The following is a 24,987-nucleotide window of genomic DNA, read 5'->3' as shown; positions in this document are numbered from 1 at the left end:
TTCCGAGCACGTCCCTTCCATTTCCCCGCCGACGAAGGACACCGCAGTGACCACTGATAACCAGATTGCAGCACCGTCCTTTGACCGGATGCGCAACATGCTGGTGCGCGCGGCCGAAGTGCGCGAGAGCGAGCAGCAGCAGATCTTCGACGCCCTCGACGACATCTACGCCCGGCTGGCCCCGGTGGACTCGCTCGGCGCGGTGCGCAAGCGGCTTTCCGAACTGCCCGACCGCACCGAGGTCAGCGTGCTGGCCGAGCGGCTCGACGAGACCATGTCGCGGCTCGAGGCGCAGGACAACGCCATCGCCGCGCTGGCGCGCACGGTCGAAAGCATCGTCGACAAGCTGGCGAAGCCGTTCGCCCAGCTGGACGGCAGGCTCGACGGCGTCGGCGCGCGGTTCGAAGGCGTCGCCGGCCGGATGGACGGCCTCGAGGACAAGCTCCAGAACATCCACCGCCGCCTCGACGAGCTGGGCAGCCACCTCGACAAGCAGGACAGCAAGCTCGACTCGCTGCCCCAGGCGGTGCACGGCCCGGTCCGCGAGCGGATCGACCTCGCCGAGAACGGCCTGCGCGAGCGCATCGAGAGCGGCGCCAACGAGCTCCGCGACCGCATCGAGTCCGGTGACGCGGACCTGCGTACCCGCGTCGAGGACCTCGGCAAGGCCACGCAGGACGGCATCGGCGCGAACACCGAAGCACTGAAGGTCGCGCTGACCGAGACCGGCGAGATGATCGACGCATCCGACAGGCTCGACAGCCTCGGCAACCGCCTCGAGCAGGTCACCAGCCGGCTCGACGAGTTGGCCAGCAACCTCGACAAGGTCGAGGACGGCTTCTCCGCGCGCCTTGGCGAGCTCGACGGTTCGTTCAAGACCGGCCTGTCCAAGGTCACCGACTCCCTGGCAAAGCAGCCGGACACCGACTCGGTCACCTCGGTGGTGCGCAAGAGCGCCGAGGAGTCCGAGCGGCGCATCGGCGGCCAGCTCGACGAGGCGATGGCGACCTTCGCCGAGCTCATGCTCGGTGGTGGCCCCGCGGTCCAGCAGATCTCGCCGCCGCCCCCCGCGCCGCGCCAGCCGCGTCGCAACACCCGCAACGGCCGGGCACCCAAGGCCGCCGACGTCAAGGCGAAGACCAACGGCGAAGCCGTGGCCGACACCGACGACTAGCCCCACCCGCACCCCACAGTGCCCCCGTCCCACCCCGGGACGGGGGCACTTTTGTGGCTCTTCGGTCGTCTGTGTGGGTGCTGGTTGCTGTGGACGCGCAGCAAGGGCCGGGTCGTGTCGGTGTACGGCGAATGCCGGTGTCCGGAGCTGGGTGTGGGACTCGCCGGTCTGAGTGTGGGACTCGCCCTCGCTGTCGCGGACCCACACCTACGACACAAGAGCCACTTTTGTACGCCCGCGACCGCAACTCGCCGTCGAGTTGCGGTCCTTGCGGACGCTAACTACCGCAACTCGACGGCGAGTTGCGAGGGTTACCTCCCGACCAGGGAGGGCACTTTTGTACTTTTGCGCCCTCGTTGTGGGCGCGGGTTATCGGCGTGTGCAACGACCCCACAAAAGCGCAAAAGTGGGACGCCCGGGAGGTTCGCCGGGTCAGGGGCGGATGGTTTCCAGGACGACGTCGCCGGCGGTGGGACGGTTGTCGCTGTCGGAGATGACGACGCCGCCGTCAAGGGCGGCCAGTGCCGACGGGACGGCGTCCGGAGTGTCGGTGTGCAACTCGAGCAGCGGCTGCCCGGCCGTGACGCGGTCACCCGGCTTGGCCCGGCAGAGCACGCCAGCCGCGTACTGCACGCCGTCACCCGGACGGGCGCGTCCGGCGCCAAGGCGCCAGGCAGCCACGCCGACGGCGTAGGCGTCCAAAGTCGTCAAGATCCCGTCACGACCGGCTTCAAAAACGTGAATATGACTCGGTTTCGGCAGCGGCGCCTCGGGGTCTCCGCCCTGCGCACGGATCATCCGCACCCAGGTCTCGTACGCCCTGCCGGACGCGAGAACCGCCGCCGGGTCCACTTCGGACAAACCGGCCAGCGCCAGCATCTCGCGAGCCAGCGCGACCGTCAGCGCGATGACGTCGGCCGGTCCGCCGCCGCGCAGCACGTCGACGGACTCCGCCACCTCGACAGCGTTGCCGACGGCGTAACCGAGCGGCGTACTCATGTCGGTCAGCAGCGCCGTAGTAGCCACGCCATGCGCAGTCCCGATCTCGACGAGCGTCCGCGCCAGCGCACGTGCCTGGTCGCGGGTCTTCATGAACGCGCCGGACCCGCATTTGACGTCGAGGACGAGGCCCGCGGAGCCCTCGGCGATCTTCTTGCTCATGATCGAGCTGGCGATCAGCGGGATCGACTCGACCGTCGACGTCACATCGCGCAGCGCGTACAGCTTCCGGTCGGCCGGCGCGAGTCCCTTGGTCGCCGCGCAGACCACCGCGCCGACGTCGTTGAGCTGCGCCGCGATCTCCGCGGTCGACAGCTCCGCGCGCCAGCCCGGGATCGACTCCAGTTTGTCCAGCGTGCCGCCGGTGTGCCCGAGCCCGCGCCCGGACAGCTGCGGCACCGCAGCGCCACACGCCGCGACGAGCGGCGCGAGCGGCAGGGTGATCTTGTCGCCGACGCCACCGGTGGAGTGCTTGTCCACGGTCGGGCGATCGACGTCCAGCGCCAGCCGCTCACCGGAGTCGATCATCGCCCCGGTCCAGCGGGCGATCTCCTGGGCGTCCATGCCGCGGATGAAGATCGCCATGGCCAGCGCGGACATCTGCTCCTCGGCGACAACGCCGTTCGTGTAGGCGTCGACGACCCAGGCGATCTGCGCGTCGCTGAGCCTGCCGCCGTCCCGCTTGGTCCGGATGACGTCGACCGCCGCAAAACTCTCGGTACCCACTACGGCAGGTCGTCCGGGCCGAAGGCGTCCGGAAGCACCTCGGACATCGGCAGGACGCCGCGGGGGGTGTCGACGAGGCAGGTGCCGCCGCCGAGCTCGAACAGGATCTGACGGCAGCGCCCGCACGGCATCAGCAGGTCGCCGACGCCGCTGCGGCACGCGACGGCCACGAGCCGCCCGCCGCCGGACAGCCGCAGCTGCCCGGCCATCGTGCACTCGGCGCACAGGCCGAGCCCGTATGACGCGTTCTCGACGTTGCAGCCCAGTACCACCCGGCCGTCGTCGACGATCCCGGCGACACCGACCAGCAGCCCCGAGTACGGCGCGTACGCGCTCTGCGCCGCTTGGACGGCCTGGGCGCGCAGGGCGTCCCAATCGACCGAAGCGGTCATCCGCCCTGCCCCTTACGCCAGATCAAGCCGTCGAACTTCGGCATCCGAAGTCGTTGCGCGGCAAGGGAAAGCGCCAACAGCGTGACGACGTACGGCGCGGCGCCGACCAGTTCCGGCGGCACCTTCTTCGTCACCGAGAACCAGAGCACGAACGCGATCCCGAGAACCAGCGCCACCGCGCTGACGCCGTAACGCTTCGCCCGGAACTGGACCACCGTGAGCGCCAGCAGCGCGAGCCCGAGCAGCAGGACCAGCGCGTGCACCGAAGCGTCGTTACGCAGCTGCATCGCGTCAGTGAACCCGAACAGCCCGGCACCGATGCCGACCCCGCCGGGCCGCCAGTTGCCGAAGATCATCGACGCGAGGCCGATGTACCCGCGGCCACCGGTCTGCCCGTCGCGGTACTGCCCGGCGGTCACCGCGAGGACCACGCCGCCGAGCCCGGCCAGCGCACCCGAAGTGATGATCGCCGCGAACTTGTACCGGTAGACGTTCACGCCGAGCGACTCGGCCGCATGCGGCGCCTCGCCGCAGGACCGCAGGCGCAGGCCGAACGGCGTCCGCCACAGCACATACGCGGTGAGGACGAACAGGATCACCGCGATGATCGACAGCATCGAAACCTGCGTGGTGAGCCCGCGCAGGATCCCGGCGATGTCGGACACGAAGAACCAGTGCTTGTCCTCGATGGTGCCGAGTCCCGAGGACACTCCTGGCACGGTCACTTCCGTGACATCGGAGATCGGCGGTGACTGCTTCTGCCCGCCGCCCACGGTGTTCGTGAAGTACAGCTTCGAGAGGAACAGCGCCAACCCGGGCGCGACCAGCGTGATCGCCACCCCGGAGATGATGTGGTCGACGCCGAAGGTGACGGTGACGACGGCGTGGATCAGCCCGCCCAGCGCACCGAGCGCGACACCCATCACCGCACCGGCCCACGGACCCCAGTGGTAACCGGCGAAACCGGCGCCCCAGGTGCCGAGCACCATCATACCTTCGAGACCGATGTTGACCACACCGGCGCGTTCGGACCACAGCCCGCCGAGCCCGGCGAGCGCGATCGGCACGGCCGCGGTCAGCGCCGCGGACACCGTGCCGCTCGAGGTGAGGTCGTTCGCCCCGGTCAGCACCCGAACCAGCGACACGACCGCGATCACGGCCACCGCGAGGTACAGGTACATGATCGGCGACAGCTGCCGTTTGGCCGGCGCACGCACGTCTGGTTCCAGCAAGGTGCTCATGCCGACACCTCCGCCGGGGTCTTGGTCGTGCCGAGCGCGCGGCCGACGTCGCGTTGTTCGAGCCGGATCTGGTAGCGCCGCACCAGTTCGTACGCGATCACCACGGACAGCACGATCACCCCCTGCATGATCACCACGATCTCCTTGGGCACGCCGGAGATGTCCAGCACGTTCGAGGTCTGGTCGAGCACGCCCCACAGCAGCGCCGCGAAGCCCATGCCGACCGGGTGGTTGCGGCCGAGCAGCGCGATCGCGATGCCGGTGAAGCCGAGCCCGGTCGGGAAGTCGAGCGAGTACGAGTAGGAGTCACCGAGCAGCTGCGGCATCCCGACGAGGCCGGCGGCCGCGCCGGAGATCAGCATGCTGGCCAGCACCATCTTCTTGACGTTGACCCCGCTGGCGACGGCGGCGGACTCCGACAGCCCGGTCGCCTTGAGGTTGAACCCGAACCGGGTCCGCGAAAGCATGAACCAGTACAGGATGCCGACGACGACGGCGAGCAGGATCAGCCCGAAGATCTTCGAGCTGGAGCCGGCGTAGGTGATCCCCGGCACCTGCCCGCCCGGGGTGATCGGCGCGGTGCCGATGTTGTTGCTGCCGGCCACGGAGACCGCGAGCCGCTTCGGGGTGAGCAGGAACGCCACCACCGCGGTCGCGATCGCGTTGAGCATGATCGTCGAGATGACCTCGCTGACCCCGCGGGTCACCTTGAGGAACCCGGCGATGCCCGCCCAGATCGCGCCGACGACCATCGCGATCACGATCGTCATGATGATGCGCAGGAAACCCGGCAGGCTGTTCATGAAGGACGCACCGGCGAACGCGGCGGCCAGCATGGCGGCGATCCGGTACTGCCCGTCGACGCCGATGTTGAACAGCTTCATCTTGAAGCCGATCGCCACCGCCACCGCGGACAGGTAGTACGTCGTGCCGCTGTTGATCGAGTTGACGAACGTCCTCGGTCGCTGCACGGACTTGACCATCTGCTCGAAGACGTCGACCGGCGCGTGTCCGGTGACGACCAGGATCAGCGCGCACACCAGCAGCGCGAAGATCAGCGCGGCCACCGGCGCGGCGAGGCCCAGCAGGATCGAACGTGGGTTGAGCCGTCCCATTACGCTTCCTCTCCCCCGGCGCCGGTCATCGCGGAGCCCAGCTCTTCGGGTGTGACCGACTGCGGGTCGTACTCGCCGACGAGCTTGCCGCGCAGGATCACCGAGAGCCGGTCCGACATCCCGATGAGCTCGTCGAGGTCCGCCGAGATCATCAGCACGGCGAGCTTGTCCGCACGGGCGCGGCGGATGTGTTCCCAGATCGCGGCCTGCGCGCCGACGTCGACACCGCGGGTGGGGTGCGAAGCCAGCAGCACCACCGGGTTCCCGCTCATCTCACGACCGACGATCAGCTTCTGCTGGTTGCCGCCGGACAGCGAGGACACGGCGACGTCGATGTTCGGCGTGCGGACGTCGTACTCCTTGACGATCCGCTCGGTGTCGGCCTTCGCGCCCTTGCGGTCGAGCAGCGGGCCCTTCACGTTGGGCGCCTGGTTCTGGTGGCCGAGGATCCGGTTCTCCCAGAGACTCGACTCCAGCAGGACACCCTGGCGGTGCCGGTCCTCGGGGATGTACGCCATGCCCGCGTCGCGGCGCTTGCTGGTCGACGTCGTGGTGATGTCGGTGCCGGACAGCTTGATCTTCCCGGCACTGACCGGGCGGATACCCATCAGCGCCTCGACCAGCTCGGCCTGCCCGTTGCCCTCGACGCCGGCGATGCCCAGCACCTCGCCGGCGTGGATGGTGAACGACAGGTTCTGCAGCACCGTGCGGCCGTCGTCGGTGGTGACGTCGATGCCGTCGACCTCGAGCACGGGCGTGGTGGTCACGGTGGACTCGCGCAGCTCCGGCACCGGCAGCGCGCTGCCGACCATCAGCTCGGCGAGCTGGCGCGCGGTCACGGCGCCGGGTTCGACGCTGGCCACGGTGGTGCCGCGGCGGACGACGGTGATGTCGTCGGCGACGGAGAGCACTTCGTCCAGTTTGTGCGAGATGAAGAGGAGCGTCAGGCCCTCGGCCTTGAGCTCGCGGAGGTTGTCGAAGAGCTCTTCGACCTCCTGCGGCACCAGGACGGCCGTGGGCTCGTCGAGGATGAGGATGCGCGCGCCGCGGTAGAGGACCTTGAGGATCTCGACTCGCTGCCGCTCACCGACCCCGAGCTCGTCGACCAGCCTGTCCGGGTCGACACCGAGGCCGTAGCGCGCGGAGATGTCCTTGATCTTCGCGCGCGCGGTCTTGAAGTCGAGGCCCACGCCGGCCTTCGGCTCGTTGCCGAGCACGACGTTCTCGAGCACGGTGAAGTTGTCGGCCAGCATGAAGTGCTGGTGGACCATCCCGATGCCGACCTCGATCGCGTCGGCCGGGGTGGCGAAGTCCACTTCCTTGCCGTCGATCAGGATGGTGCCCTCGTCGGGGCGCTGCATCCCGTAGAGGATCTTCATCAGGGTCGACTTGCCGGCGCCGTTCTCACCCACCAGGGCGTGCACGGTACCGGCGCGGACACCCACGTTGATGTCCGAGTTGGCGACGACTCCGGGGAACCGCTTGGTTATGCCTCGCAGCTCCACCGCGTACTTGGGTAGCCGGGTCCCGGCTGGATCCTCGCTGATCGCGCACGCTCCTTGAGAAACGGTGACGGGCCCGGGGCGGAGGCGCCACGGGCCCGTCAGACGTCGTAGATCAGATCATAGGTTCGGGCGAAATCCGCCTACTTCGTGGCCGGGACCTTGATCTGACCGGAAATGATCTTCTGCTTGTAGTCCTCGAGCTGCGCCTTGATGTCGTCGATCTTGCCGCCGCTGGTCGAGTACTGGATGCCGCCGGCCTTGAGGTCGTAGACCTTGTTGCCGGCGGTGAACTTGTTCGCCTTGATCGAGTCGATGAAGTCGGTGACGGCGAGGTCGACCTGCTTCACCATCGAGGTCAGGATGACGTCCTTGACGTCGGCGAGCGCGGGCTGGTTGTACTGGTCGGAGTCGACCCCGATGCCCAGCTTGCCCTTGGCCTTCGCGGCCTTGAACACACCGCTGCCGGAACCGCCGGCCGCGCCGTAGACGATGTCGGCGCCGGCGTCGAACATGCCGTCGGCGGCCGTCTCACCCTTGGCCGGGTCGTTGAAGCCACCGAAGTCCGGCGGCTCGCTGATGTACTTGACCTGCACGGTGTCGGCGGGCTTCACAGCCTTGACGCCCGCGATGTAGCCGACCTCGAACTTCTGGATCAGGGGCGTGTCGACACCGCCGACGAAGCCGACGTTGCCGGTCTTGCTCTTGAGGGCCGCGGCCACACCGACGAGGAACGAGCCCTCGTTCTCGGCGAACGTCAGGTTCTCGATGTTCGGACCGGTGTCGGTGCCGGGCGTGAAGTCGTCGATGATCGCGAACTTGGTGTCCGGCGTGTCCTTGGCGACCTTGCCGACGGCGCCCGCGTAGGCGAAGCCGATCGCGATGATCGGGTTGTAACCGCCCTCGGCGAGCTGACGCAGCCGGTCTTCCTTCTGCGCGTCGGTCTCCCCCTGGGTGGCCGCGAGCTCCCGCACGGTGATGCCGCCCGTCGACTTCTCCTTGTCGAGGCCACGGGCCGCCGAGTCGTTGAACGACTGGTCACCGCGGCCGCCGACGTCGTAGGCCACGCCGACCTTCAGGGCGCTGCTGTTGCCTCCGGAAGTACCGGAAGCAGCGGGGGTGCTGCCGCCGCTGCCCGAACCGCAGGCCGCCAGCGTCAGCAGCCCGGCCAAGCCCACCGCCACCAGCGCGGTTCCACGCATGCGATGCAAGGTGTTTCTCCCTCCCCGCTGATCCAGCGGATGATTGGAAATCGGGCGGCCCCAGTTGCCGCCTCGACTGGCGAACCGTACCCGTCTGCCAGGAAACCGCCATAGGAATGGCACGCTACGTAACCCAAATGTTTACTGATGGGTCATACCGGCTACAGCATGCACACACTCCGTGAGATCGACGGAGACTCTCCGTGTGTGATCTTTTTCCACCGTGTCGATAGTCGGGTGCCTATGGTGCGCGCCAACCCGACGGCTCGTCCCCCGATGGGCTGACCGCGACCCCGGATACGTGCGCTGCGCCACACCTGGGACCTCGTGAGACGCCGGAGGATGTCTGGTCCATCACAGACGGGAACCCGAGGTTGAGCCCTCATCGACGACCGGGTCTAGCATCCTTTCATCCACGCTCGATGACCTCAGATCTCTCGCACCGCGGCCGGACCAGTCCCCAGTGGACGGACGACGGCGGCCCGCGCGAATCGTGGTAACCGGGTAGACAGCCACGACGTTGGAGGCCGCTCACCGATGTCCACCACGGCTAGCACCGCCCCGGAAGCGGGCGCGAGCGCCTCCGCCGGTGCTTCGCGCAAGCAGGGGACCTTCTACCGGGGCGACCCCGGCATGTGGTCATGGGTGCTGCACCGCATCACCGGCGTGCTCACCTTCTTCTTCCTGTTCGTGCACGTGCTCGACACCGCGCTCGTGCGCGTGTCGCCCAATACGTACAACCAGGTCATCGAGACCTACAAGACCCCGATCGTCAACCTGATGGAGGTCGGTCTCGTCGGCGCGGTGCTCTACCACGCGCTCAACGGGATCCGCGTCATGCTGGTGGACTTCTGGGACAAGGGACCGAAGTTCCAGAAGCCGATGCTGTGGACCATCATCGGCATCTGGGTCGTCGTGATGATCCCTGGCGCGTACTTCATGCTCCAGCGCACCGTCGAGACCCTGTTCGGGGGCAAGTGAGATGACGACCGAACCACTCGCGCTGGCCAAACCGCGCACCCCCCGCCGCGCCACCGCGCGCCGCAGCAACTTCGAGCTCTACAGCTGGCTGTTCATGCGGATCTCCGGCCTCGCGCTGATCATCCTGGTGCTCGGCCACCTGCTCATCATGAACATCCTCGACGGCGGTGTGCACCGGATCAACTGGGGCTTCGTCGCCGGCCGCTGGGCTTCGCCGTTCTGGCAGTTCTGGGATCTCTCGATGCTGTGGCTCGCCGAGATCCACGGCGGCAACGGGCTGCGCACGATCATCGACGACTACGCCCGCAAGGACACCACCCGCTTCTGGCTGAAGATCGTCCTCTACGTCTCGATGGCGCTGATCCTCGCCGTCGGCACCATGGTGATCTTCACGTTCGACCCGAACATCACGAACTAGCCGACCACCACACGTAGCGGAGAGATCTTTCGATGCAGTTCCACAAATACGACGTGGTGATCGTCGGAGCCGGTGGTGCCGGCATGCGCGCGGCCATCGAATCCGGCCAGCGGGCCCGCACGGCGGTCCTCACCAAGCTCTACCCGACCCGGTCCCACACCGGCGCGGCCCAGGGCGGCATGTGCGCCGCGCTGGCGAACGTCGAAGAGGACAACTGGGAATGGCACACCTTCGACACCATCAAGGGCGGCGACTACCTGGTCGACCAGGACGCGGCCGAGGTCATGGCGAAGGAAGCCATCGACGCGGTGCTCGACCTGGAGAAGATGGGCCTGCCGTTCAACCGGACGCCCGAGGGCAAGATCGACCAGCGGCGCTTCGGCGGCCACACGCGTGACCACGGCAAGGCCGCGGTCCGCCGCGCCTGCTACGCCGCCGACCGCACCGGGCACATGATCCTGCAGACGCTGTACCAGAACTGCGTCAAGTACGGCACCGAGTTCTTCAACGAGTTCTACGTGCTCGACCTGCTGCTGACCCCGGACGAGGACGGCAACCCCGTCGCGTCCGGCGTGGTCGCGTACGAGCTGGCCACCGGCGAGCTGCACGTGTTCCAGGCCAAGTCGATCGTGATGGCCACCGGCGGCGCCGGCAAGATCTTCAAGACCACGTCGAACGCGCACACGCTGACCGGTGACGGTCTCGGCATCGTGTTCCGCAAGGGCCTGCCGCTGGAGGACATGGAGTTCTTCCAGTTCCACCCGACCGGCCTCGCCGGCCTCGGCATCCTCATCTCGGAGGCCGTGCGCGGTGAGGGCGGCATCCTGCGGAACTCCGACGGCGAGCGCTTCATGGAGCGCTACGCCCCGACGATCAAGGACCTCGCGCCGCGCGACATCGTCGCCCGCTCGATGGTGCAGGAAGTCTTGCAGGGCCGCGGTTGCGGTCCCAACAAGGACTACGTCGTCCTCGACGTCACGCACATCCCGGAAGAGACGCTGAACGCGAAGCTCCCGGACATCATGGAGTTCTCGCGGACCTACCTCGGCGTCGACCCGGTGACCGAGCCGGTGCCGGTGTTCCCGACCTGTCACTACGTGATGGGCGGTATCCCGACGAACATCCACGGCGAAGCGTTGCGGGACAACGAACACGTCATCCCGGGCCTCTACGCCGCCGGCGAGGTCGCGTGTGTTTCGGTGCACGGCTCGAACCGGCTGGGCACCAACTCGCTGCTGGACATCAACGTGTTCGGCCGCCGCGCGGGCATCGCCGCCGCCGAGTACGCGCTGAACCACGAGCTCGTCGATCTGCCGGAGAACCCGACCACGGTCGTCGAGGCGCAGCTCGCCGGGCTGCTCTCGGAGCACGGTGACGAGCGCGTCGCCGACATCCGCACCGCGATGCAGAAGACGATGGACTCGCACGCTTCGGTGTATCGCACCGAGGAGACGCTGAAGCAGGCGCTGACCGACATCCAGGCGCTCAAGGAGCGTTACGAACGCATTTCGGTGTCGGACAAGGGAAAGCGGTACAACACCGACCTGCTGGAGGCCGCCGAACTGGGCTTCCTGCTGGAGCTCGCCGAGGTGCTGATCGTCGGCGCGCTGGCGCGCAAGGAATCGCGCGGCGGCCACGCCCGCGAGGACTACCCGACCCGCGACGACACGAACTTCATGCGGCACACCATGGCTTACAAGCAGGGTGAAGGCCTGTCCTCGGACATCCGGCTGGACTACAAGCCCGTCGTCTTCACCCGCTACGAACCGATGGAGCGGAAGTACTGATGAGCACCGCAACCTCCACCAAGGCCGACGCCGACGCCGCGGCCTTCGCCGACCACACGCCCATCACGGTGACGCTGAAGATCCTGCGGTTCAACCCGGAGGTCGACAGCGAGGCGCACTGGGAGACCTACGAGGTCCCCGCGCAGCGGACCGACCGGCTGCTCAACCTGCTGTTCTACGTCAAGGACTACCTCGACGGGACGTTCTCGTTCCGCCGCTCGTGCGCCCACGGCGTCTGCGGGTCCGACGCGATGCAGATCAACGGCGTCAACCGGTTGGCGTGCAAGGTGCTGATGAAGGATCTGCTCGAGAAAGACGGCAAGCAGACCACCATCACCATCGCGCCGATCAAGGGTCTCGTCACGCTGAAGGACCTCTACGTCGACATGGACCCGTTCTTCGAGGCGTTCCGTGCCGTCAAGCCGTACCTGATCACCTACGGCAACGAGCCCTCCCGTGAGCGGATCCAGTCGCAGGCCGACCGCGACCGGTTCGACGACACCACCAAGTGCATCCTCTGCGCCTGCTGCACGTCGTCGTGCCCGGTCTACTGGAACGACGGCTCGTACTTCGGCCCGGCCGCGATCGTCAACGCGCACCGGTTCATCTTCGACTCCCGAGACGAAGCCGCCGAGGAACGCCTCGACATCCTCAACGACTCCGAGGGCGTCTGGCGTTGCCGCACGACGTTCAACTGCACCGACGCCTGCCCCCGCGGCATCCAGGTCACGAAGGCCATCCAGGAAGTGAAGCGCGCCCTGCTCTTCAAGCGCGTCTAGGACTGGACGTGAAGGCCACCTTCACAACCGATAGGTAAATGAAGGTGGCCTTCACGTCCAGCTGGAGCGAGCTAACGCACGGCGTCGAGGGCGTTGACGGAGCCGTGGCCGTAGTAGGAGTTGTCGCGGATCGGGCCGGAGCAGGTCGGGGCGGCGATGCCGCACGCGACGGGGTCGGCTTGGGCTTCGAGCAACGCCATCAGGGCAAAGGGTGGCGCGAAGCGGTATTTGCTCGCCAGTAGTGCCGCGACACCGGCGACGTGCGGGGACGCCATCGACGTCCCGCACTTTGTGCCGTAGCCGCCGTTGAACACCGTCGACAGCGGGCAGCCCGCACCCTGGCCGGCCGGCGGGAGCTGCGCGCGATCGCCGCCGGGCGCGGTCACGTCGATCTCGTTGCGGCCCCAATTGCTGTAGCTCGACTTCGTGCCGGCGTACCCGGTCGCGGACACCGTGACGACGCCGTCGAGCCCGCCGGGCAGGATCTCGCAGCTCTTGTCGACGGCGTGCGGCCGGACCGGGTCGGTGGTCTGCGCGGTGAGGTCGAACGCCGCGTTGCCGGCAGCGGCCACGTTGAGCACGCCGCGTCCGGTCGAGTAGGCCACCGCGCGCCGGACAGCTTCGAACGCGGCCGCGTCACCGGGTTGCTTCGAGCAGTAGAACATCCCGGGGTCGATGAAGTAGCTGTTGTTCGTCACCTGGAAGTGGTGCTGCCCGGCCCACACGAACCCGCAGACCGCGGCCTCCGGGAAGATGTACCCGGCGTCGTTGACGACCTTCACCGACGCAAGCCTCACCCCCGGGGCGATTCCGGTGAACCCGGTCGCGGGGTCCTTCCCGGCGATCGTGCCCGCGACATGCGTGCCGTGGTCCGAAGTCGTCGGCGCCCACGCCGCCGGTGCGGTGTCCGGAGCGCCGGTCAGGCACCCTGCCGACGCCTTCGCGTCGACGGCCGCACGCAGCGCGGGGTGCGCCGCGTCGATCCCGGAGTCGAGGACGCCGACGGTCACGGACTTGCTGCCGGGGTTGATCTGGTTCGCTTCCGGCGCGTGGATGGCCCGCATGTCCCACTGCTGCGCGCTGAGGTCCCCAGCCGTCGCGACCGCGGTCGTCTGCTCGCCGTCCAGGGAAACACGCGCCGCCGGTGGCACGGCGACGTCGCGACCGCCGGAGTAGGCGCGGTAGACGCCGATCCGCTGCGCGAAGTCCGCGGTGCTCGAACTCGCGACGGCGACCCCGATTTCCGGGTAGTACGCGACCTTCGACCCGCACTTCGCACGCAGCTCCTCGTCGACGAGCCCCTGCGGGGTATGCGGCGCGTAGAGCACGACGTAGTTGTAAGCGGTGCTCGCCGTGTCACATGGCGCTGCGGGAGCCGCACTGGCGCTCGGCGCGGCCACCACACTCCCGGCGGTCACTGTGAGTGCCGCGACCGCGGGCAGCAGCCATCGTCGAATGCGGAACATTCCACCTCCAGAGAACGGGCCAGGGGTAGCGGCCCTGAAAGGAGAACGTTAGGCACTCGACCCCGCCTGCGCTGTCCACCATTTGGGGTAATCGTCCGGTTCAGCCGGCGTGGGTGTCGACGGGCTCCTGTTTCGTCTTGGTCGCCTGGAGGGCGCGCCAGCCGATGACGCCGATGATCGTGCCAAGCACGAACGACACCACGGTCAGCACCGCGTGCACGAAGAAGTACGCCGTCGGCGAGCCGTCCGCCGCCCACGACTGGTCGCTGGCCCACAGGTTCTTGGCGAAGGTGATCCAGATGATCCAGGACCAGACCCCGAACGCGAGGAAGAACAGTGAGGTACGCCGAGTAATCCGCATACCCCGAGTAAACAGCTGTGACCTGGGCAGCAGCGCACCGGGGGCGAAGCCGGGACGCGGCGCGGTTACCCTCCTCGAGTGCACAGCGTTCATACTCGGTCGCTCAAGGTTCTGATTCTTGCCGTGTTGTCCGGTTTCCTCGTGATGACCGGCACGACGGGGTTCTCGGCTGCCGCGGCCGAAAACGACCCCGCGACGACCCCCGCCGCGCCGCCGCCTGCCTCGTGCGTGAACCGCGACGCCCCGCCGCCGCCGGTGGACACCTCGGAGAAGCCGGTACCCGGACAGGTCGCCCCCGCGGCGATGCCGGTCCCGGCCGTCCCAGTCGGCGGGGTCCGCATGGCCGAGTGCGGCGACGTGCTCCCGGCCGGCGCTCCCCCGCTGCCCGCCGGGATCACGGCGGCGTCGTGGATGCTCCAGGACCTGGACACCGGAGCCGTGCTCGCCGCGAAGAACCCGCACGCCCGTGAGCGGCCCGCGTCGCTGATCAAGACGTTGCTCGCGCTCGTCGTGGTCACCGACCTCAAGCCGGACCAGGTCATCGTCCCGACCCAGGAGGACGCCGGCCAGGAGTGCACCTGTGTCGGCATCGCCGCGGGCGCGCACTACACCGTCGACCAGCTGATCCACGGGCTGCTGATGCACTCGGGCAACGACGTGGCGCACGCGTTCGCGACCACGTTGGGCGGCGTCGACGTCGCGGTCGGGAAGATGAACGCGATGGCCACGCGGATCGGCGCGACGGACACGCGGGCGGCCACCCCGTCCGGGCTCGACGGGCCGGGCATGTCGACGTCGGCGTACGACCTCAGCCTGATCTTCCACTACGCGATGAAGCAGCCGGAGTTCGCGAACGCGGTCGGCACCAAGCACTACGAAATCCCGGCGACGGACGGCAAACCGGCGATCCCGGTGCTCAACGACAACAAGCTGCTCGGCGTCTACCCCGGCTTCCTCGGCGGCAAGACCGGTTTCACCAACGACGCCCGCCACACCTACGTCGGCTCGGCCGCGCGCAACGGCAAGCGGCTCGCCCTCGTGACGATGCGCGGGGAGCAACGTCCGACGCTGATGGTCGACCAGGCGTCGAAACTGCTCGACTACGGCTTCGCGCTTGAAGCCGCGAACGCACCCGCAGTCGGTCTGATCAGCTACACGCCGTTGACGACACCCACGCCGACTCAGGCCCCCGAGGTCAACGCCGAGGTGTCCCACAGCGCGCAGGCGGCCGCGGCGAATATCTCCGATGAAGGCGCGTTCGGCACCACCGGCTGGATCATCACCCTCGCCGTCGCGCTGCTGATCCTCGGCGGCTTCCTCTACACCCGCCGCCGCAAGCAGGCCGACTCACCCGCCGAGTGACGTTGCCAAAAGTCCGGCAACAGCTACGGACGACGACGGCCCAGCAACGCCAGCAGGGCACCGGCACCGAAGGCACCCGCGGTGAGGCCCAGCCCCGGGCCGCGGTTCACGGTGATCCGTGGCTGGATCACCACCGGCGCCGGGGGTTCCACGACGGCCACCATGTTCTCTTTCGCGGTCGCCGTCCACGCGGTGACGAACAGCAGGAACCGCGAGACCAGGTTCGAGAAGAACAGCAGCCCAAGGATCGGCCCGAACAAGACCGTGCTCTGCGATCCGGCCGTGAATCCCAGGTAGATCGTGGTGATCTGCTTGAGGATCTCGAACCCGATCGCCGCCATGATCGCGCCCTTGACGGCACTGCGGGCGTTGACGCGCTCGCGGGGCAGCCTCGCGATCACCCACAGGAACACCAGAGTGTTCGCCAGCAAGCCGAGCACGATGGTCGCCAGCCGGAGCAGGAAAACCGCCCAGCCCTGATTGTCCAGCCCCACAAGATGCAGCAGCGTCTTGCCGACACCGCTGCCCGCGGCGGTCAGGCCGAAGGACACCACGAGCGCGAGCCCCAGCCCGACGAGCCGCAGCAAGTCCTTGAGCGTCCCCGAAACCAGCGGCTGCGGCTTCTTCTCCTGACCCCATTGCGCGGTGAGCGCGTCGCGGAGGTTGGTCATCCAGCCGATCCCCGAGTACAGCCCGATCACCAGGCCGACGATCCCGGTGCCCGCGCCCGCACTCAGCGCCGCCTTGACGATCTGGTTCAGGAAGTCGCCGAGCCCCGCCGGCGCGGACTTGGTGATGCCGTGCTGGATCTGATCCAGCACGGCCTGATTACCGTGCAGGATGATTCCGGCGATCGAAAAGCCCACCATCAGCAGCGGGAACAGCGAAAGAACGCTGAAGTAGGTGATCGCGGCAGCGTAGTGGTTGCCGTAGCGCTCGGTGAAGGCTTCGTTCGCCCGGATCACATGATCGACCCAGGCATACTTCCGTCGCAGCCGCGGCAGCAGTTTCTCTTGCTCAGGGGCCTTCTTTTCGTCCTTCGCCACCTGGAAACGTTAACCAGCTTCGGCCGACTCCGCAGCGCGAGCCTCGCTCACAGCGAGTCGAAGAAGGTGTCCCGAACCGTCGTCAGCAAGCCCTTCTCGGCGCCCGCGAGCCACACTTCACTCTCGTGGAAGTCGATCAACGCCTTCAGCAGGCTCTGCGCTTGCGGCAGGAGTTCGGCGTAGACGTCGTTGAACCCGCTGATCGCGTCGTATCCGGAGTTGCAGATCGCGTTCAGCACCTCGCCGGCGTAGGTCTTCGGGATCGCGACGAGCTCCTCCCACGCCAACGCGACGCCACGACCGAGGACGCCTTCGGGGAACACCGAAAGCGACTCGATCGCTTCGGCGTGGACGCCCTCGTCCTCCTCCGACTCCTCCGACCGCAGCGATGCGATCAGCGCAGCCACATCCTCGACGGTTTCGCTCATGTCAGCGCGCCGGAGGCAGGAAGCCGACGCGGTCATAGACCGTCGCCAGCGTCCGAGACGCGACCTCGCGGGCCTGCTCCGCGCCTTGCGCGAGCACCTTGTCCAGCTCCGTCACATCGTCCATGTAGGACGTGACACGCTCCTGGAACGGGGTGACGAACTCGACGAGCACCTCGGCGAGGTCCACCTTCAGATCGCCGTATCCCTTGCCCTCGTAAGCCTTTTCGAGGTCCGGGATTCTCCGCTCGGCCAACGCCGAGTAGATCGTCAGCAGGTTCGCGACGCCTGCCTTGTTCTCCGCGTCGAACACGACCTCGCGGCCGGTGTCGGTGACCGCGGACCGGATCTTCTTCGCCGACTTCTTGGGCTCGTCGAGCAGCTCGATGAGCCCGTTCGCGACCGAAGCCGACTTGCTCATCTTCGACGTCGGGTCCTGCAGGTCGAAGATCTTCGCGGTGTCCTTGACGATGTGCGGCTCCGGCACGACGAACGTCTTGCCGAACCGGTTGTTGAACCGCTGCGCCAGGTTGCGCGTGAGCTCCAGGTGCTGGCGCTGGTCCTCGCCGACCGGCACCGCGTTCGCCTGGTACAGCAGGATGTCCGCCGCCTGCAGGACCGGGTAGGTGAACAGCCCGACGCTCGCGCGATCGGTGCCCTGCTTGCTGGACTTGTCCTTGAACTGCGTCATCCGGCTGGCCTCGCCGAAGCCGGTCTGACATTCCAGCACCCAGCTAAGCTGCGCGTGCTCGGGGACGTGGCTCTGCACGAACAGCGCGCTGCGCGCCGGGTCGACGCCGAGCGCCAGCAGCTGCGCGGCCGAGCGGCGCGTGCGGTCCCGGAGGACCTTCGGGTCCTGCTCGACGGTGATCGCGTGCAGGTCGACCACGCAGTAGAACGTCTCGTGCGTGTCCTGGAGCTTCACCCACTGACGCAGCGCGCCGAGGTAGTTGCCCAGGTGGAACGAATCGGCCGTCGGCTGGATACCGGACAGCACCCTGAGGCGGGTCATCTGCTCTGCTGACACAGCTGCTTGTTCGGACACGCCCCCGATTCTTTCAGGCGCCCCGCGCGGCGATCGCGGCGAGGTCGGCCGCCGCACCGCGCAGGGTCCGTCCGGCGCGCCAGACCACCCGAAGACGTCGCCCGAGGTCAACACCCGCGACCTCCACCCCGACCAGCGTCCCGGCGGCGAGTTCGAGCGCGACCGTCCGCGCGCTGAGCACGGCCGGCCCGATCCCTTCCGACACCGCGGCCTTGATCGCCGTGGTCGAAGACAGCTCGACCAGCGGATCCGCGAGGGTAAGCGGCAGCAGGGCCAGCTCCAGCGCCCGCCTGGTGCCGGACCCCGGCTCCCGGCTGATCAGCGGCGCGGCGGCCAGCTCGGCCGGAGTCGTCTTGCGCCGGCGACGTGCCCACGGGTGATCCGGCGCGACGACCAGCAGCAGCTCGTCGCGGCCGACGGTGTGCGCGTGTAGGCCCTCGGGCAGGTCCGGGCCTTCGATAAACCCCAGCTCAGCGGTGCCGGCGAGGACCTCCTCGACGACGTCGGCCGAGTTGCCGGAACTCAGCGAGACCGCCGTCTCGGGGTCAGCGATCCGGAGCGCGGCGAGCCATTTGGGCAGCAGGTACTCGGCGACGGTGAGGCTGGCCGCGACACGAAGGTGGGTGTCCCGTTCCTCGCGCAGGGCGGCGATCCCGGCTTCGAGGTCACCGGCGGCGTCGATGACCGGCCTGGCCCACCCGGCGACCAGTTCACCCGCATGGGTGAGCTTCGAGCCACGCGGCGACCGATCCACGAGCGCGACGCCGACCAGCGCCTCGAGCTGCCGGATCCGGGCGCTGGCGGCGGGTTGCGAGATCGCGTGCTCACGCGCGGCGAGCCCGATGCTGCCGAGGCGCGCGATGTCGAGCAGCAGGTCGAACCCGGCAAGCTCGGCCACTCTCATCGGCAACGGCATAACCGCAGTTTATGAGTCGATCGGTGTCCGGCGCCTACTGGGCGACGCCGAAAGCATCAAGAGTGAAGACATGCTCAAATCCGCCCCGCGCTCCGCACGCCTCGAACTCACCACGGCGCCCAACTGGTTCAGCTCGGTCATGGGTACCGGCATCGTGGCGAACGCGGCGGCGTCCCTGCCGCTGCAGTTCCCCGGGCTGAGGACCGCCGCGACCGTGGTCTGGCTGCTGGCGACGGTCTGGCTGATGACGTTGTGCGTGCGGCTGGCCCGCGGCTGGTGGACCGACCGCGCGACCGTCCGTGGCTACTCGATCGACCCGGTGACCGCGCAGTTCTGGGGTGCGCTGCCGATGGCGGTGCTGACCGTCGGCGCCGGCACGCTCGGCCTCGGCCGGGACTGGATCGGACTCGCTCCCGCTGTCGCCGCCGACTGGACACTGTGGACGATCGGGACCGCGCTCGGGCTCCTCACCACCGCGGCCGTGCCATACCTGATGATGACGGGCCGGATCAAGGCCGCCGGCGCTTCGCCGACCTGGCTGATGCCCGTGGTCCCGCCGATGGTCTCGGCGTCGACAGGTGCCGCACTCATCGCCCATCTACCCGCGGGACAAGCGAAACTGACGATGTTGATGGTCTGTTATGGACTGTTCGGCATCAGCCTGTTCGCGACTCTGGTGCTGCTGCCGCAGATCTGGTCGCAGTTGGTGCGGCACGGCGTCGGCCCTGCTGCCGGCGTGCCGACGCTGTGGATCGTGCTCGGCGCGCTCGGGCAGTCGACGACCGCGACGAACCTGCTCGGCGACGCCGCGAAGGGCGTTCTGCCCGCACCCTACGACACCGCGGCCAAGGCTTTCGGACTGCTCTACGGCGTGCCGACGTGGAGCTTCGCGATGCTCTGGCTGGTACTGGCCGCGCTGGTCACCCTGCGCACCCGGCCGCCGTTCTCCTTGGCCTGGTGGGCTTTCACGTTCCCGCTGGGAACATGTGTCACCGGTGCGTGCGCACTTGCCGCTCGCACCGGCGCCACGGTGTTCACGATCGCTGCCGTCACCTTGTTCGTCCTGCTGGTGACTTTGTGGGTCAGCGTCGCACGAAGTACGGGTTCGCGTCTGCTTTGAACTGGAAGAAAATTGCGCCGCCGACCGTGGCCAGGCTCGCCAGGGAGAAGAGGACTTCGATCACTCCGAGCCCGCCAATGGAGAACAGCACTCCCAACGCGAACAGCGCGATGACGCCGAGGAGCACGGTGATTCCACCGATGACCGTCAGCACGATCCGAGCCCAGTTCTGACCTTCGCGCATTTTGAAGACGAAGAAAAGCCAGACCCCGATCAGAATGATCTGGAAGATCACCGAGCCGACCCCGCTCACGTTGGCGGAAGCCGCGCTCGTGTCGACACCGAGTCGGGCTGCGTACTCGTCCACCAGCGCGTTGGTGTTCACGATCGTCAGGATGCTGTGGATGAGCGAAACCGCGGCGGCCGCGATCCAGAGCTTCACCGACATGTCCAAGGACTTCGGCAAAGCGATCGGGCCCGCGGGAGCCTGGTTGTACGGCGGCGGTGGGTACGCGCCGCCCTGCGGACCCGGCGGCGGGAACCCGCCGCCCTGCGGGGGCTGCTGCGCCCACTCTTCGGAGCCGGGATTTGTCGTCATAGCGGTGCAAAGTACTCCAAAGAGAACACTTCACAGCACGGCAAAAGGTAAACCGTTATTTGTTGTTTCACCCAGGAATTCGCGGCTGATTCGTGCTTTTCCCACCGCATTCGTACCTGGTCGCCGAAAAACGGCGCGAACCGGAGGACCCCGACGATCCCCCGGTTCGCACCGCTACGAACTTCAGGCCGGCGAAAGGCTCCGGCCGTAGGTGGTCGTCCGCTGGCTCGCGGGACGCCCGGCGAGCGACGCGAGGTGATGCAGTTCGGCGGTCGTCCGCGACGAGCCGTGCTCGGAACCGGCCATCCGCGAGATGGTCTCCTCCATCAACGTGCCACCGATGTCGTTCGCCCCGCCGCGGAGCACCTGGGCCGTGCCCTCGTCACCGAGCTTGACCCACGAGCACTGGACGTTGTCGATGCGGCCGTGCAGCGAAAGCCGCGCGAACGCGTGCACCGCGCGGTTGTCCCGCACGCTCGGCCCGGGACGCGCGACCCCGGCGAGGTAGATCGGCGCGTTGTGGTGGATGAACGGCAGCCCGACGAACTCGGTGAACCCGCCGGTGTCCACCGCGATCCGCCCCAGCACCCGGAAGTGCCCGAGCCAGTGGCCGGGATGGTCGACGTGGCCGTACATCATCGTGCTGGACGACTGGATGCCGAGGCGGTGCGCGGTCGACACGACGTCGATCCAGGTCTGCGCCGGCAGTTTGCCCTTGGTGAGGACCCAGCGAACCTCGTCGTCGAGGATTTCCGCCGCCGTACCGGGAATCGACCCGAGCCCGGCGTCGCGCAGCTCGGTGAGCCACTCCTCGACACTCACGCCGGCCTTCGACGCGGCCGACACGATCTCCATCGGGGAGAACGCGTGGACGTGCATCTCGGGCACCGCGGCCTTGATCGCGCGGACGATGTCGGCGTAGTAGCTGACAGGCAGCTTCGGGTCGATACCGCCCTGCATGCAGACCTCGGTCGCGCCGGCTTCCCAGGCCTCGACGGCCCGGGCCGCGACTTCCTGCACCGAAAGCCGGAACGCGTCGGCGTCCCGCTCCCGCTGCGCGAACGCGCAGAACCGGCAGCCGACGTAACAGACGTTGGAGAAGTTGATGTTCCGGTTGACGACATAGGTGATGTCGTCGCCGACGACGTCGGCCCGCAGGTCGTCGGCGAGGCGCGTCATCGTTTCCAGCGCGACGCCGTCGGCGGTCAGCAGCGCCATCGCGGCCGCGGCGTGCTCCGGCTCGAGCAACGCGCCGGGGTAGCCATGCGCCAGCCGCAAGCCTTCGCGGACATCGCTGTCGAGCCGCTCCGGCGCGCCGCCCGCGCTCGGCACCTGGGTCTTGAGGATGTCCCAGTCGCCGTAGACGCTGTCGAAGTCACCACGGCGGTCGGACGTGCGGCCCTCGGTGTCGATGGTCTCGTTGAGGTCCGCGCGGCCAGTGGTCTCCAGCCCGCCGTCCGGCTCCTGCCAGCGGTGCCCGACCACGGCCGCGTCTTCGTTGGCGAGGCCGGTGTCGCCGTCGACGAGCGCGGTGATGTGCGAGTTCAGCCGGATATCGATCCACTTCTCGGACGCCTTGATGTACTTCGGGTACACGCTCAGGCGCTCGCGCAGGGTGAACCCGGCGTCGGCGGTCCACTGGCGCAGCGAGTCGACCGTCGGCCACGGGCGCTCGGGGTTGACGTGGTCCGGGGTGACCGACGAAACGCCGCCCCAGTCGTCGATCCCGGCGCGCAGCAGCAGGGCGTGCTCGTCGCCGACGAGGTTCGGCGGCGCCTGGACGCTGACGCCCGGCGGCATCAGCAGCCGGCCGACGGCGACCGTGGCGGCGAGGTCGTGCAGGTCGGCGTCCGGGGATTCGCGCATCGCCGTGTCGGGCTTGGCGCGGAAGTTCTGGACGATGATCTCCTGGATGGTCCGGAACTGCCGGGCCCGCGCGCGGATCGCGTGCAGCGACTCGGCGCGCTCGGTCAGCGTCTCGCCGATGCCGACCAGGATGCCGGTGGTGAACGGGACGCCGACGCGGCCGGCGTCGTCGAGCACCCGCAGGCGGACGGCGGGGTCCTTGTCGGGGCTGCCGTAGTGCGGGCCGCCCTTCTCCGACCACAGGCGCGTCGCGGTGGTCTCGAGCATCATGCCCATGCTCGGCGCGACGGGCTTCAACCGCTGGAGCTCTTCCCAGCTCATCACGCCGGGGTTGAGGTGCGGCAACAGGCCGGTCTCCTCGAGCACCGCGATCGCGCAAGCGCGCAGGTAGTCCAAAGTGGAGTCGTAGCCGCGCGCGTCGAGCCATTCGCGGGCCTGCGGCCACCGGTCCTCGGGACGGTCCCCGAGGGTGAACAGGGCCTCCTTGCAGCCGGCCGCGGCGCCCGCGCGGGCGATCTCGAGGACCTCGTCACGTTCGAGGTACATCGAGTGCAGCTTGCCCGGCACGGTTACGAAGGTGCAGTAGTGGCATCGGTCCCGGCACAGCTTGGTCAGCGGGATGAACACGCTGCTGCTGTAGGTGACGATGCCGCCGCGGCCCTGGTCGGCGAGGTGCGCGTCGCGAACTTTCCTCGCCGCGGCGAAGAGCTGTTCGAGGTCGTCACCACGGGCATGCAGGAGCACGGCCGCTTCGGTGACATCGAGAGCCACGCCGTCCTCGGCACGCCGCAGAGCCCGCCGCAAGGCGGACGCTGAGGGCTTCGGCTCGGGTGGGGTAATCAGCACACTGTCAGCCATGAAGCTGAGCCTACGGCCGGTCGGGAGGGCCAGGTAAGAGGTTCCGCTGTGAGGGATTACTCCTGCTCAACGCGCACTCTCGGGAATAAATCGGCTCGGGTGCGTTTAGCGGGCTAAACGCACCCGGCTCGGCGGCTAGGCGCGCGGGACAGGCGAGAGCTGGGGACGTGTGGGCGGCTCGGGGAGCACTGTCTCGGTCATCGCGGTGACGTCGCCAGTGGGCTGGTCGGTGTCGGCGGTGGAGGCGGCACGGACGTTGCGGCGCTGGCGGACGACGCCGGCGGCCATTCCGATGACGCCGAGCACGACGGCGGCCAGTCCGACAGGCCCCCAGAGGCCGAAGGTGACGCTGTCGGACTCGGCGGTCCGCACCACCGCGCTGGTGGTCTGCGCCGACGCCACGCCGGCACCCAGGGCCAGCAGGCCCACCGGGACCAGCGCGAGCACGATCGCGCGCATGGTGGATCGCGTCAAGAGACGAACTGGGTTGCGCACCGGAGTGCCTCCCGCGACGAGAATGCCCTGCACGAACACTTCACCCGTAAGAGTGAGGAATATTCGTGTTGATGGTCAAAAAGCTACCGAGCGTGTCAAGTCCCCCGGGATCCGACGAACTTGAGTGCCCAGACTAGCGACCGTCAGAGTGGCCCCCGACACGGATACCACCAACCCCCGTAACCGCCGGTCACAGCCCTTCTAGCGTCGCTAGGGTTGCTAGCAACCCTTCACTCGACGCCGTCGACGAACAGCAGCCGTCGCCGGAGGGCGGATCGGCTGAGTTCGCGGGCTTCGGCGTACTCGGGCGAGTCGTACCACTCGCGGACCCGTTCGGTGCTCGGGAACTCCAGCACGACCAGCCGCTTCCCCGCGTCCCAGACGCCGTCGACGACCTCGGGCAGCGCACCGCGAACCAGATACCGGCCGCCGTGGAACTCGATCGCGACCTGCGCGAGGGTCCGGTAGCGGGCGGTCAGTTCCTCGTCGAGGAATTGGACCTCGGAGAGCACGTAAGCAGTCATACCGTCGATCCTGCCGGACGTCGACGTGCGGGCGTGCCAAAATCGCGGACATGAGCGAGACGCTGAGCGCGGAAGACTTCGCGGCACCCATCGACGACCGCTACTTCGAGGACTACGTACCCGGCGCGGTCTACGAGTACGGGTACAGCACCGTCACCGAGGCCGAGATCCTCGAGTTCGCGAACAAGTTCGACCCGCAACCGATCCACATCGACCTCGCCTACGCCGCGAACGGCCCGTTCGGCGGGCTGATCGCCAGCGGCTGGCACACCTGCGGGCTGCTCATGCGCCTGCTCGCCGACCACTATCTGTCCAAAGTGGCCAGTCTGGCCTCGCCGGGAATCGACGAAATCCGCTGGCCCGCCCCTGTCCGGCCCGGCGACTCGCTGCGCCTGCGCGTCACCACCGTGCAGACCCGCGTGTCGAAGTCCAAACCGGACAGAGGACTCCTGCACACCGATTGCCTGCTGCTCAACCAGGACGACGCCACCGTCCTGTCCCTCAAAGCGATGAACCTCCTGCGGCTCCGCCCCTGACCCGCCAAAAGCTCGTGAGCGTTGCGGCCGGTTAGTACCGGCCGCAACGCTCAAGAGTCAGTCCACCACGGCGACGGCTTGGGCGAACTGCGCGGCGGACAACCGCGCATACG

24 protein-coding genes are annotated in these 24,987 nt (G+C 68.1%); 8 read left to right on the top strand and 16 right to left on the bottom strand.

Translation table 11 applies throughout. The annotated features are described in order from the left end of the window. Positions 1–46 precede the first annotated feature (46 nt). Entirely contained in the window at positions 47–1,174 is a 1,128-nt protein-coding gene (locus JWQ81_RS09465) for a PA containing protein (RefSeq protein WP_297539702.1), read from the top strand. A gap of 432 nt (positions 1,175–1,606) precedes the next feature. Here the strand turns inward: JWQ81_RS09465 and JWQ81_RS09460 are convergent, their stop codons facing one another. The 6 genes from JWQ81_RS09460 to JWQ81_RS09435 all read right to left on the bottom strand — a co-directional run bounded on the left by JWQ81_RS09460 (position 1,607) and on the right by JWQ81_RS09435 (position 8,351). Further along, positions 1,607–2,899, bottom strand: coding sequence for a thymidine phosphorylase (locus JWQ81_RS09460; protein ID WP_297539700.1), 1,293 nt, complete (start codon positions 2,897–2,899; stop codon positions 1,607–1,609). Further along, positions 2,899–3,291: a cytidine deaminase gene (locus tag JWQ81_RS09455; RefSeq protein ID WP_297539698.1), complete on the bottom strand. Its 393-nt coding sequence runs from the start codon at positions 3,289–3,291 to the stop codon at positions 2,899–2,901. Before JWQ81_RS09455 ends, JWQ81_RS09460 begins: the two co-directional genes overlap by 1 nt. Next, positions 3,288–4,532 carry an ABC transporter permease gene (locus JWQ81_RS09450; RefSeq protein ID WP_297539696.1) on the bottom strand — a complete coding sequence of 415 codons (1,245 nt, stop codon included), beginning with the start codon at positions 4,530–4,532 and terminating at the stop codon, positions 3,288–3,290. The genes JWQ81_RS09455 and JWQ81_RS09450 overlap by 4 nt, the downstream gene beginning before the upstream one ends. Continuing rightward, entirely contained in the window at positions 4,529–5,647 is a 1,119-nt protein-coding gene (locus JWQ81_RS09445; protein ID WP_297539694.1) for an ABC transporter permease, read from the bottom strand. Before JWQ81_RS09445 ends, JWQ81_RS09450 begins: the two co-directional genes overlap by 4 nt. Then, complete coding sequence (locus JWQ81_RS09440) at positions 5,647–7,194, bottom strand: ABC transporter ATP-binding protein (RefSeq protein WP_297539729.1); 1,548 nt, start codon at positions 7,192–7,194, stop codon at positions 5,647–5,649. The genes JWQ81_RS09445 and JWQ81_RS09440 overlap by 1 nt, the downstream gene beginning before the upstream one ends. Positions 7,195–7,292: 98 nt before the next feature. Next, positions 7,293–8,351, bottom strand: coding sequence for a BMP family ABC transporter substrate-binding protein (locus tag JWQ81_RS09435; protein WP_297539692.1), 1,059 nt, complete (start codon positions 8,349–8,351; stop codon positions 7,293–7,295). Positions 8,352–8,888: 537 nt separating this feature from the next. On the opposite strand from JWQ81_RS09435, the gene sdhC reads away from it, so the two are divergent. Genes sdhC through JWQ81_RS09415 form a run of 4 tightly spaced genes read left to right on the top strand, consistent with a single transcriptional unit; the run spans position 8,889 to position 12,316 of the window. Next, positions 8,889–9,332 carry a succinate dehydrogenase, cytochrome b556 subunit gene (gene sdhC, locus JWQ81_RS09430; protein ID WP_297539690.1) on the top strand — a complete coding sequence of 148 codons (444 nt, stop codon included), beginning with the start codon at positions 8,889–8,891 and terminating at the stop codon, positions 9,330–9,332. A gap of 1 nt (position 9,333) precedes the next feature. Beyond that, on the top strand, positions 9,334–9,750 hold the full coding sequence (locus tag JWQ81_RS09425; protein ID WP_297539688.1) for a succinate dehydrogenase hydrophobic membrane anchor subunit: 417 nt from the start codon (positions 9,334–9,336) through the stop codon (positions 9,748–9,750). A gap of 32 nt (positions 9,751–9,782) precedes the next feature. Then, the gene (gene sdhA / locus JWQ81_RS09420; protein ID WP_297539686.1) at positions 9,783–11,537 is read left to right on the top strand and encodes a succinate dehydrogenase flavoprotein subunit; all 1,755 of its coding nucleotides are present in this window, start codon (positions 9,783–9,785) and stop codon (positions 11,535–11,537) included. After that, positions 11,537–12,316 carry a succinate dehydrogenase iron-sulfur subunit gene (locus tag JWQ81_RS09415; protein ID WP_297539684.1) on the top strand — a complete coding sequence of 260 codons (780 nt, stop codon included), beginning with the start codon at positions 11,537–11,539 and terminating at the stop codon, positions 12,314–12,316. The genes sdhA and JWQ81_RS09415 overlap by 1 nt, the downstream gene beginning before the upstream one ends. 71 nt (positions 12,317–12,387) lie before the next feature. On the opposite strand, the gene JWQ81_RS09410 is transcribed toward JWQ81_RS09415, so the two are convergent. Next, on the bottom strand, positions 12,388–13,782 hold the full coding sequence (locus tag JWQ81_RS09410) for a S8 family serine peptidase (RefSeq protein ID WP_297539682.1): 1,395 nt from the start codon (positions 13,780–13,782) through the stop codon (positions 12,388–12,390). Between the two features lie 100 nt (positions 13,783–13,882). Beyond that, positions 13,883–14,143: an SCO4848 family membrane protein gene (locus tag JWQ81_RS09405; protein ID WP_297539680.1), complete on the bottom strand. Its 261-nt coding sequence runs from the start codon at positions 14,141–14,143 to the stop codon at positions 13,883–13,885. Between the two features lie 144 nt (positions 14,144–14,287). Here JWQ81_RS09405 and JWQ81_RS09400 point away from each other — a divergent pair, with 144 nt between their 5' ends. After that, positions 14,288–15,505 (top strand): D-alanyl-D-alanine carboxypeptidase family protein, encoded by a 1,218-nt coding sequence (locus JWQ81_RS09400; protein WP_297539728.1) that lies wholly within the window; start codon positions 14,288–14,290, stop codon positions 15,503–15,505. Positions 15,506–15,528: 23 nt separating this feature from the next. On the opposite strand, the gene JWQ81_RS09395 is transcribed toward JWQ81_RS09400, so the two are convergent. The 4 genes from JWQ81_RS09395 to JWQ81_RS09380 are packed head-to-tail and all read right to left on the bottom strand — an operon-like array spanning position 15,529 to position 18,937. Next, entirely contained in the window at positions 15,529–16,551 is a 1,023-nt protein-coding gene (locus tag JWQ81_RS09395) for a YhjD/YihY/BrkB family envelope integrity protein (RefSeq protein ID WP_297539678.1), read from the bottom strand. A gap of 47 nt (positions 16,552–16,598) precedes the next feature. Beyond that, positions 16,599–16,979 carry a hypothetical protein gene (locus JWQ81_RS09390; protein WP_297539675.1) on the bottom strand — a complete coding sequence of 127 codons (381 nt, stop codon included), beginning with the start codon at positions 16,977–16,979 and terminating at the stop codon, positions 16,599–16,601. Between the two features lies 1 nt (position 16,980). Beyond that, positions 16,981–17,988, bottom strand: coding sequence for a tryptophan--tRNA ligase (trpS, locus tag JWQ81_RS09385; protein ID WP_297539673.1), 1,008 nt, complete (start codon positions 17,986–17,988; stop codon positions 16,981–16,983). Between the two features lie 46 nt (positions 17,989–18,034). After that, positions 18,035–18,937 carry a LysR family transcriptional regulator gene (locus JWQ81_RS09380; protein WP_366942276.1) on the bottom strand — a complete coding sequence of 301 codons (903 nt, stop codon included), beginning with the start codon at positions 18,935–18,937 and terminating at the stop codon, positions 18,035–18,037. A 70-nt stretch (positions 18,938–19,007) separates the two neighbouring features. On the opposite strand from JWQ81_RS09380, the gene JWQ81_RS09375 reads away from it, so the two are divergent. Beyond that, entirely contained in the window at positions 19,008–20,057 is a 1,050-nt protein-coding gene (locus JWQ81_RS09375) for a TDT family transporter (protein WP_297539671.1), read from the top strand. Here JWQ81_RS09375 and JWQ81_RS09370 read toward each other — a convergent pair. From JWQ81_RS09370 to JWQ81_RS09355, 4 genes are all read right to left on the bottom strand, one after another. Continuing rightward, positions 20,020–20,595 carry a hypothetical protein gene (locus tag JWQ81_RS09370; RefSeq protein ID WP_297539669.1) on the bottom strand — a complete coding sequence of 192 codons (576 nt, stop codon included), beginning with the start codon at positions 20,593–20,595 and terminating at the stop codon, positions 20,020–20,022. The two genes, JWQ81_RS09375 and JWQ81_RS09370, sit on opposite strands and share 38 nt — an antisense overlap. Positions 20,596–20,778: 183 nt before the next feature. Continuing rightward, entirely contained in the window at positions 20,779–23,319 is a 2,541-nt protein-coding gene (locus JWQ81_RS09365; RefSeq protein WP_297539667.1) for a bifunctional FO biosynthesis protein CofGH, read from the bottom strand. A 135-nt stretch (positions 23,320–23,454) separates the two neighbouring features. Next, a complete protein-coding gene (locus JWQ81_RS09360) occupies positions 23,455–23,793 on the bottom strand; it encodes a hypothetical protein (RefSeq protein WP_297539665.1) in 339 nt (112 codons plus the stop codon). Positions 23,794–24,044: 251 nt separating this feature from the next. Then, the gene (locus tag JWQ81_RS09355) at positions 24,045–24,338 is read right to left on the bottom strand and encodes a DUF1330 domain-containing protein (protein ID WP_297539663.1); all 294 of its coding nucleotides are present in this window, start codon (positions 24,336–24,338) and stop codon (positions 24,045–24,047) included. A 50-nt stretch (positions 24,339–24,388) separates the two neighbouring features. Here JWQ81_RS09355 and JWQ81_RS09350 point away from each other — a divergent pair, with 50 nt between their 5' ends. Beyond that, positions 24,389–24,874 (top strand): MaoC family dehydratase, encoded by a 486-nt coding sequence (locus tag JWQ81_RS09350; RefSeq protein ID WP_297539661.1) that lies wholly within the window; start codon positions 24,389–24,391, stop codon positions 24,872–24,874. The last annotated feature ends 113 nt before the right edge of the window (positions 24,875–24,987 follow it).

The sequence above is a fragment of the Amycolatopsis sp. genome (genome assembly GCF_025464955.1).
Taxonomy (GTDB): domain Bacteria; phylum Actinomycetota; class Actinomycetes; order Mycobacteriales; family Pseudonocardiaceae; genus Amycolatopsis.
The sequence above is the reverse complement of the archived record's forward strand: the minus strand, read 5'-3'. Positions and strand labels throughout refer to the sequence as shown.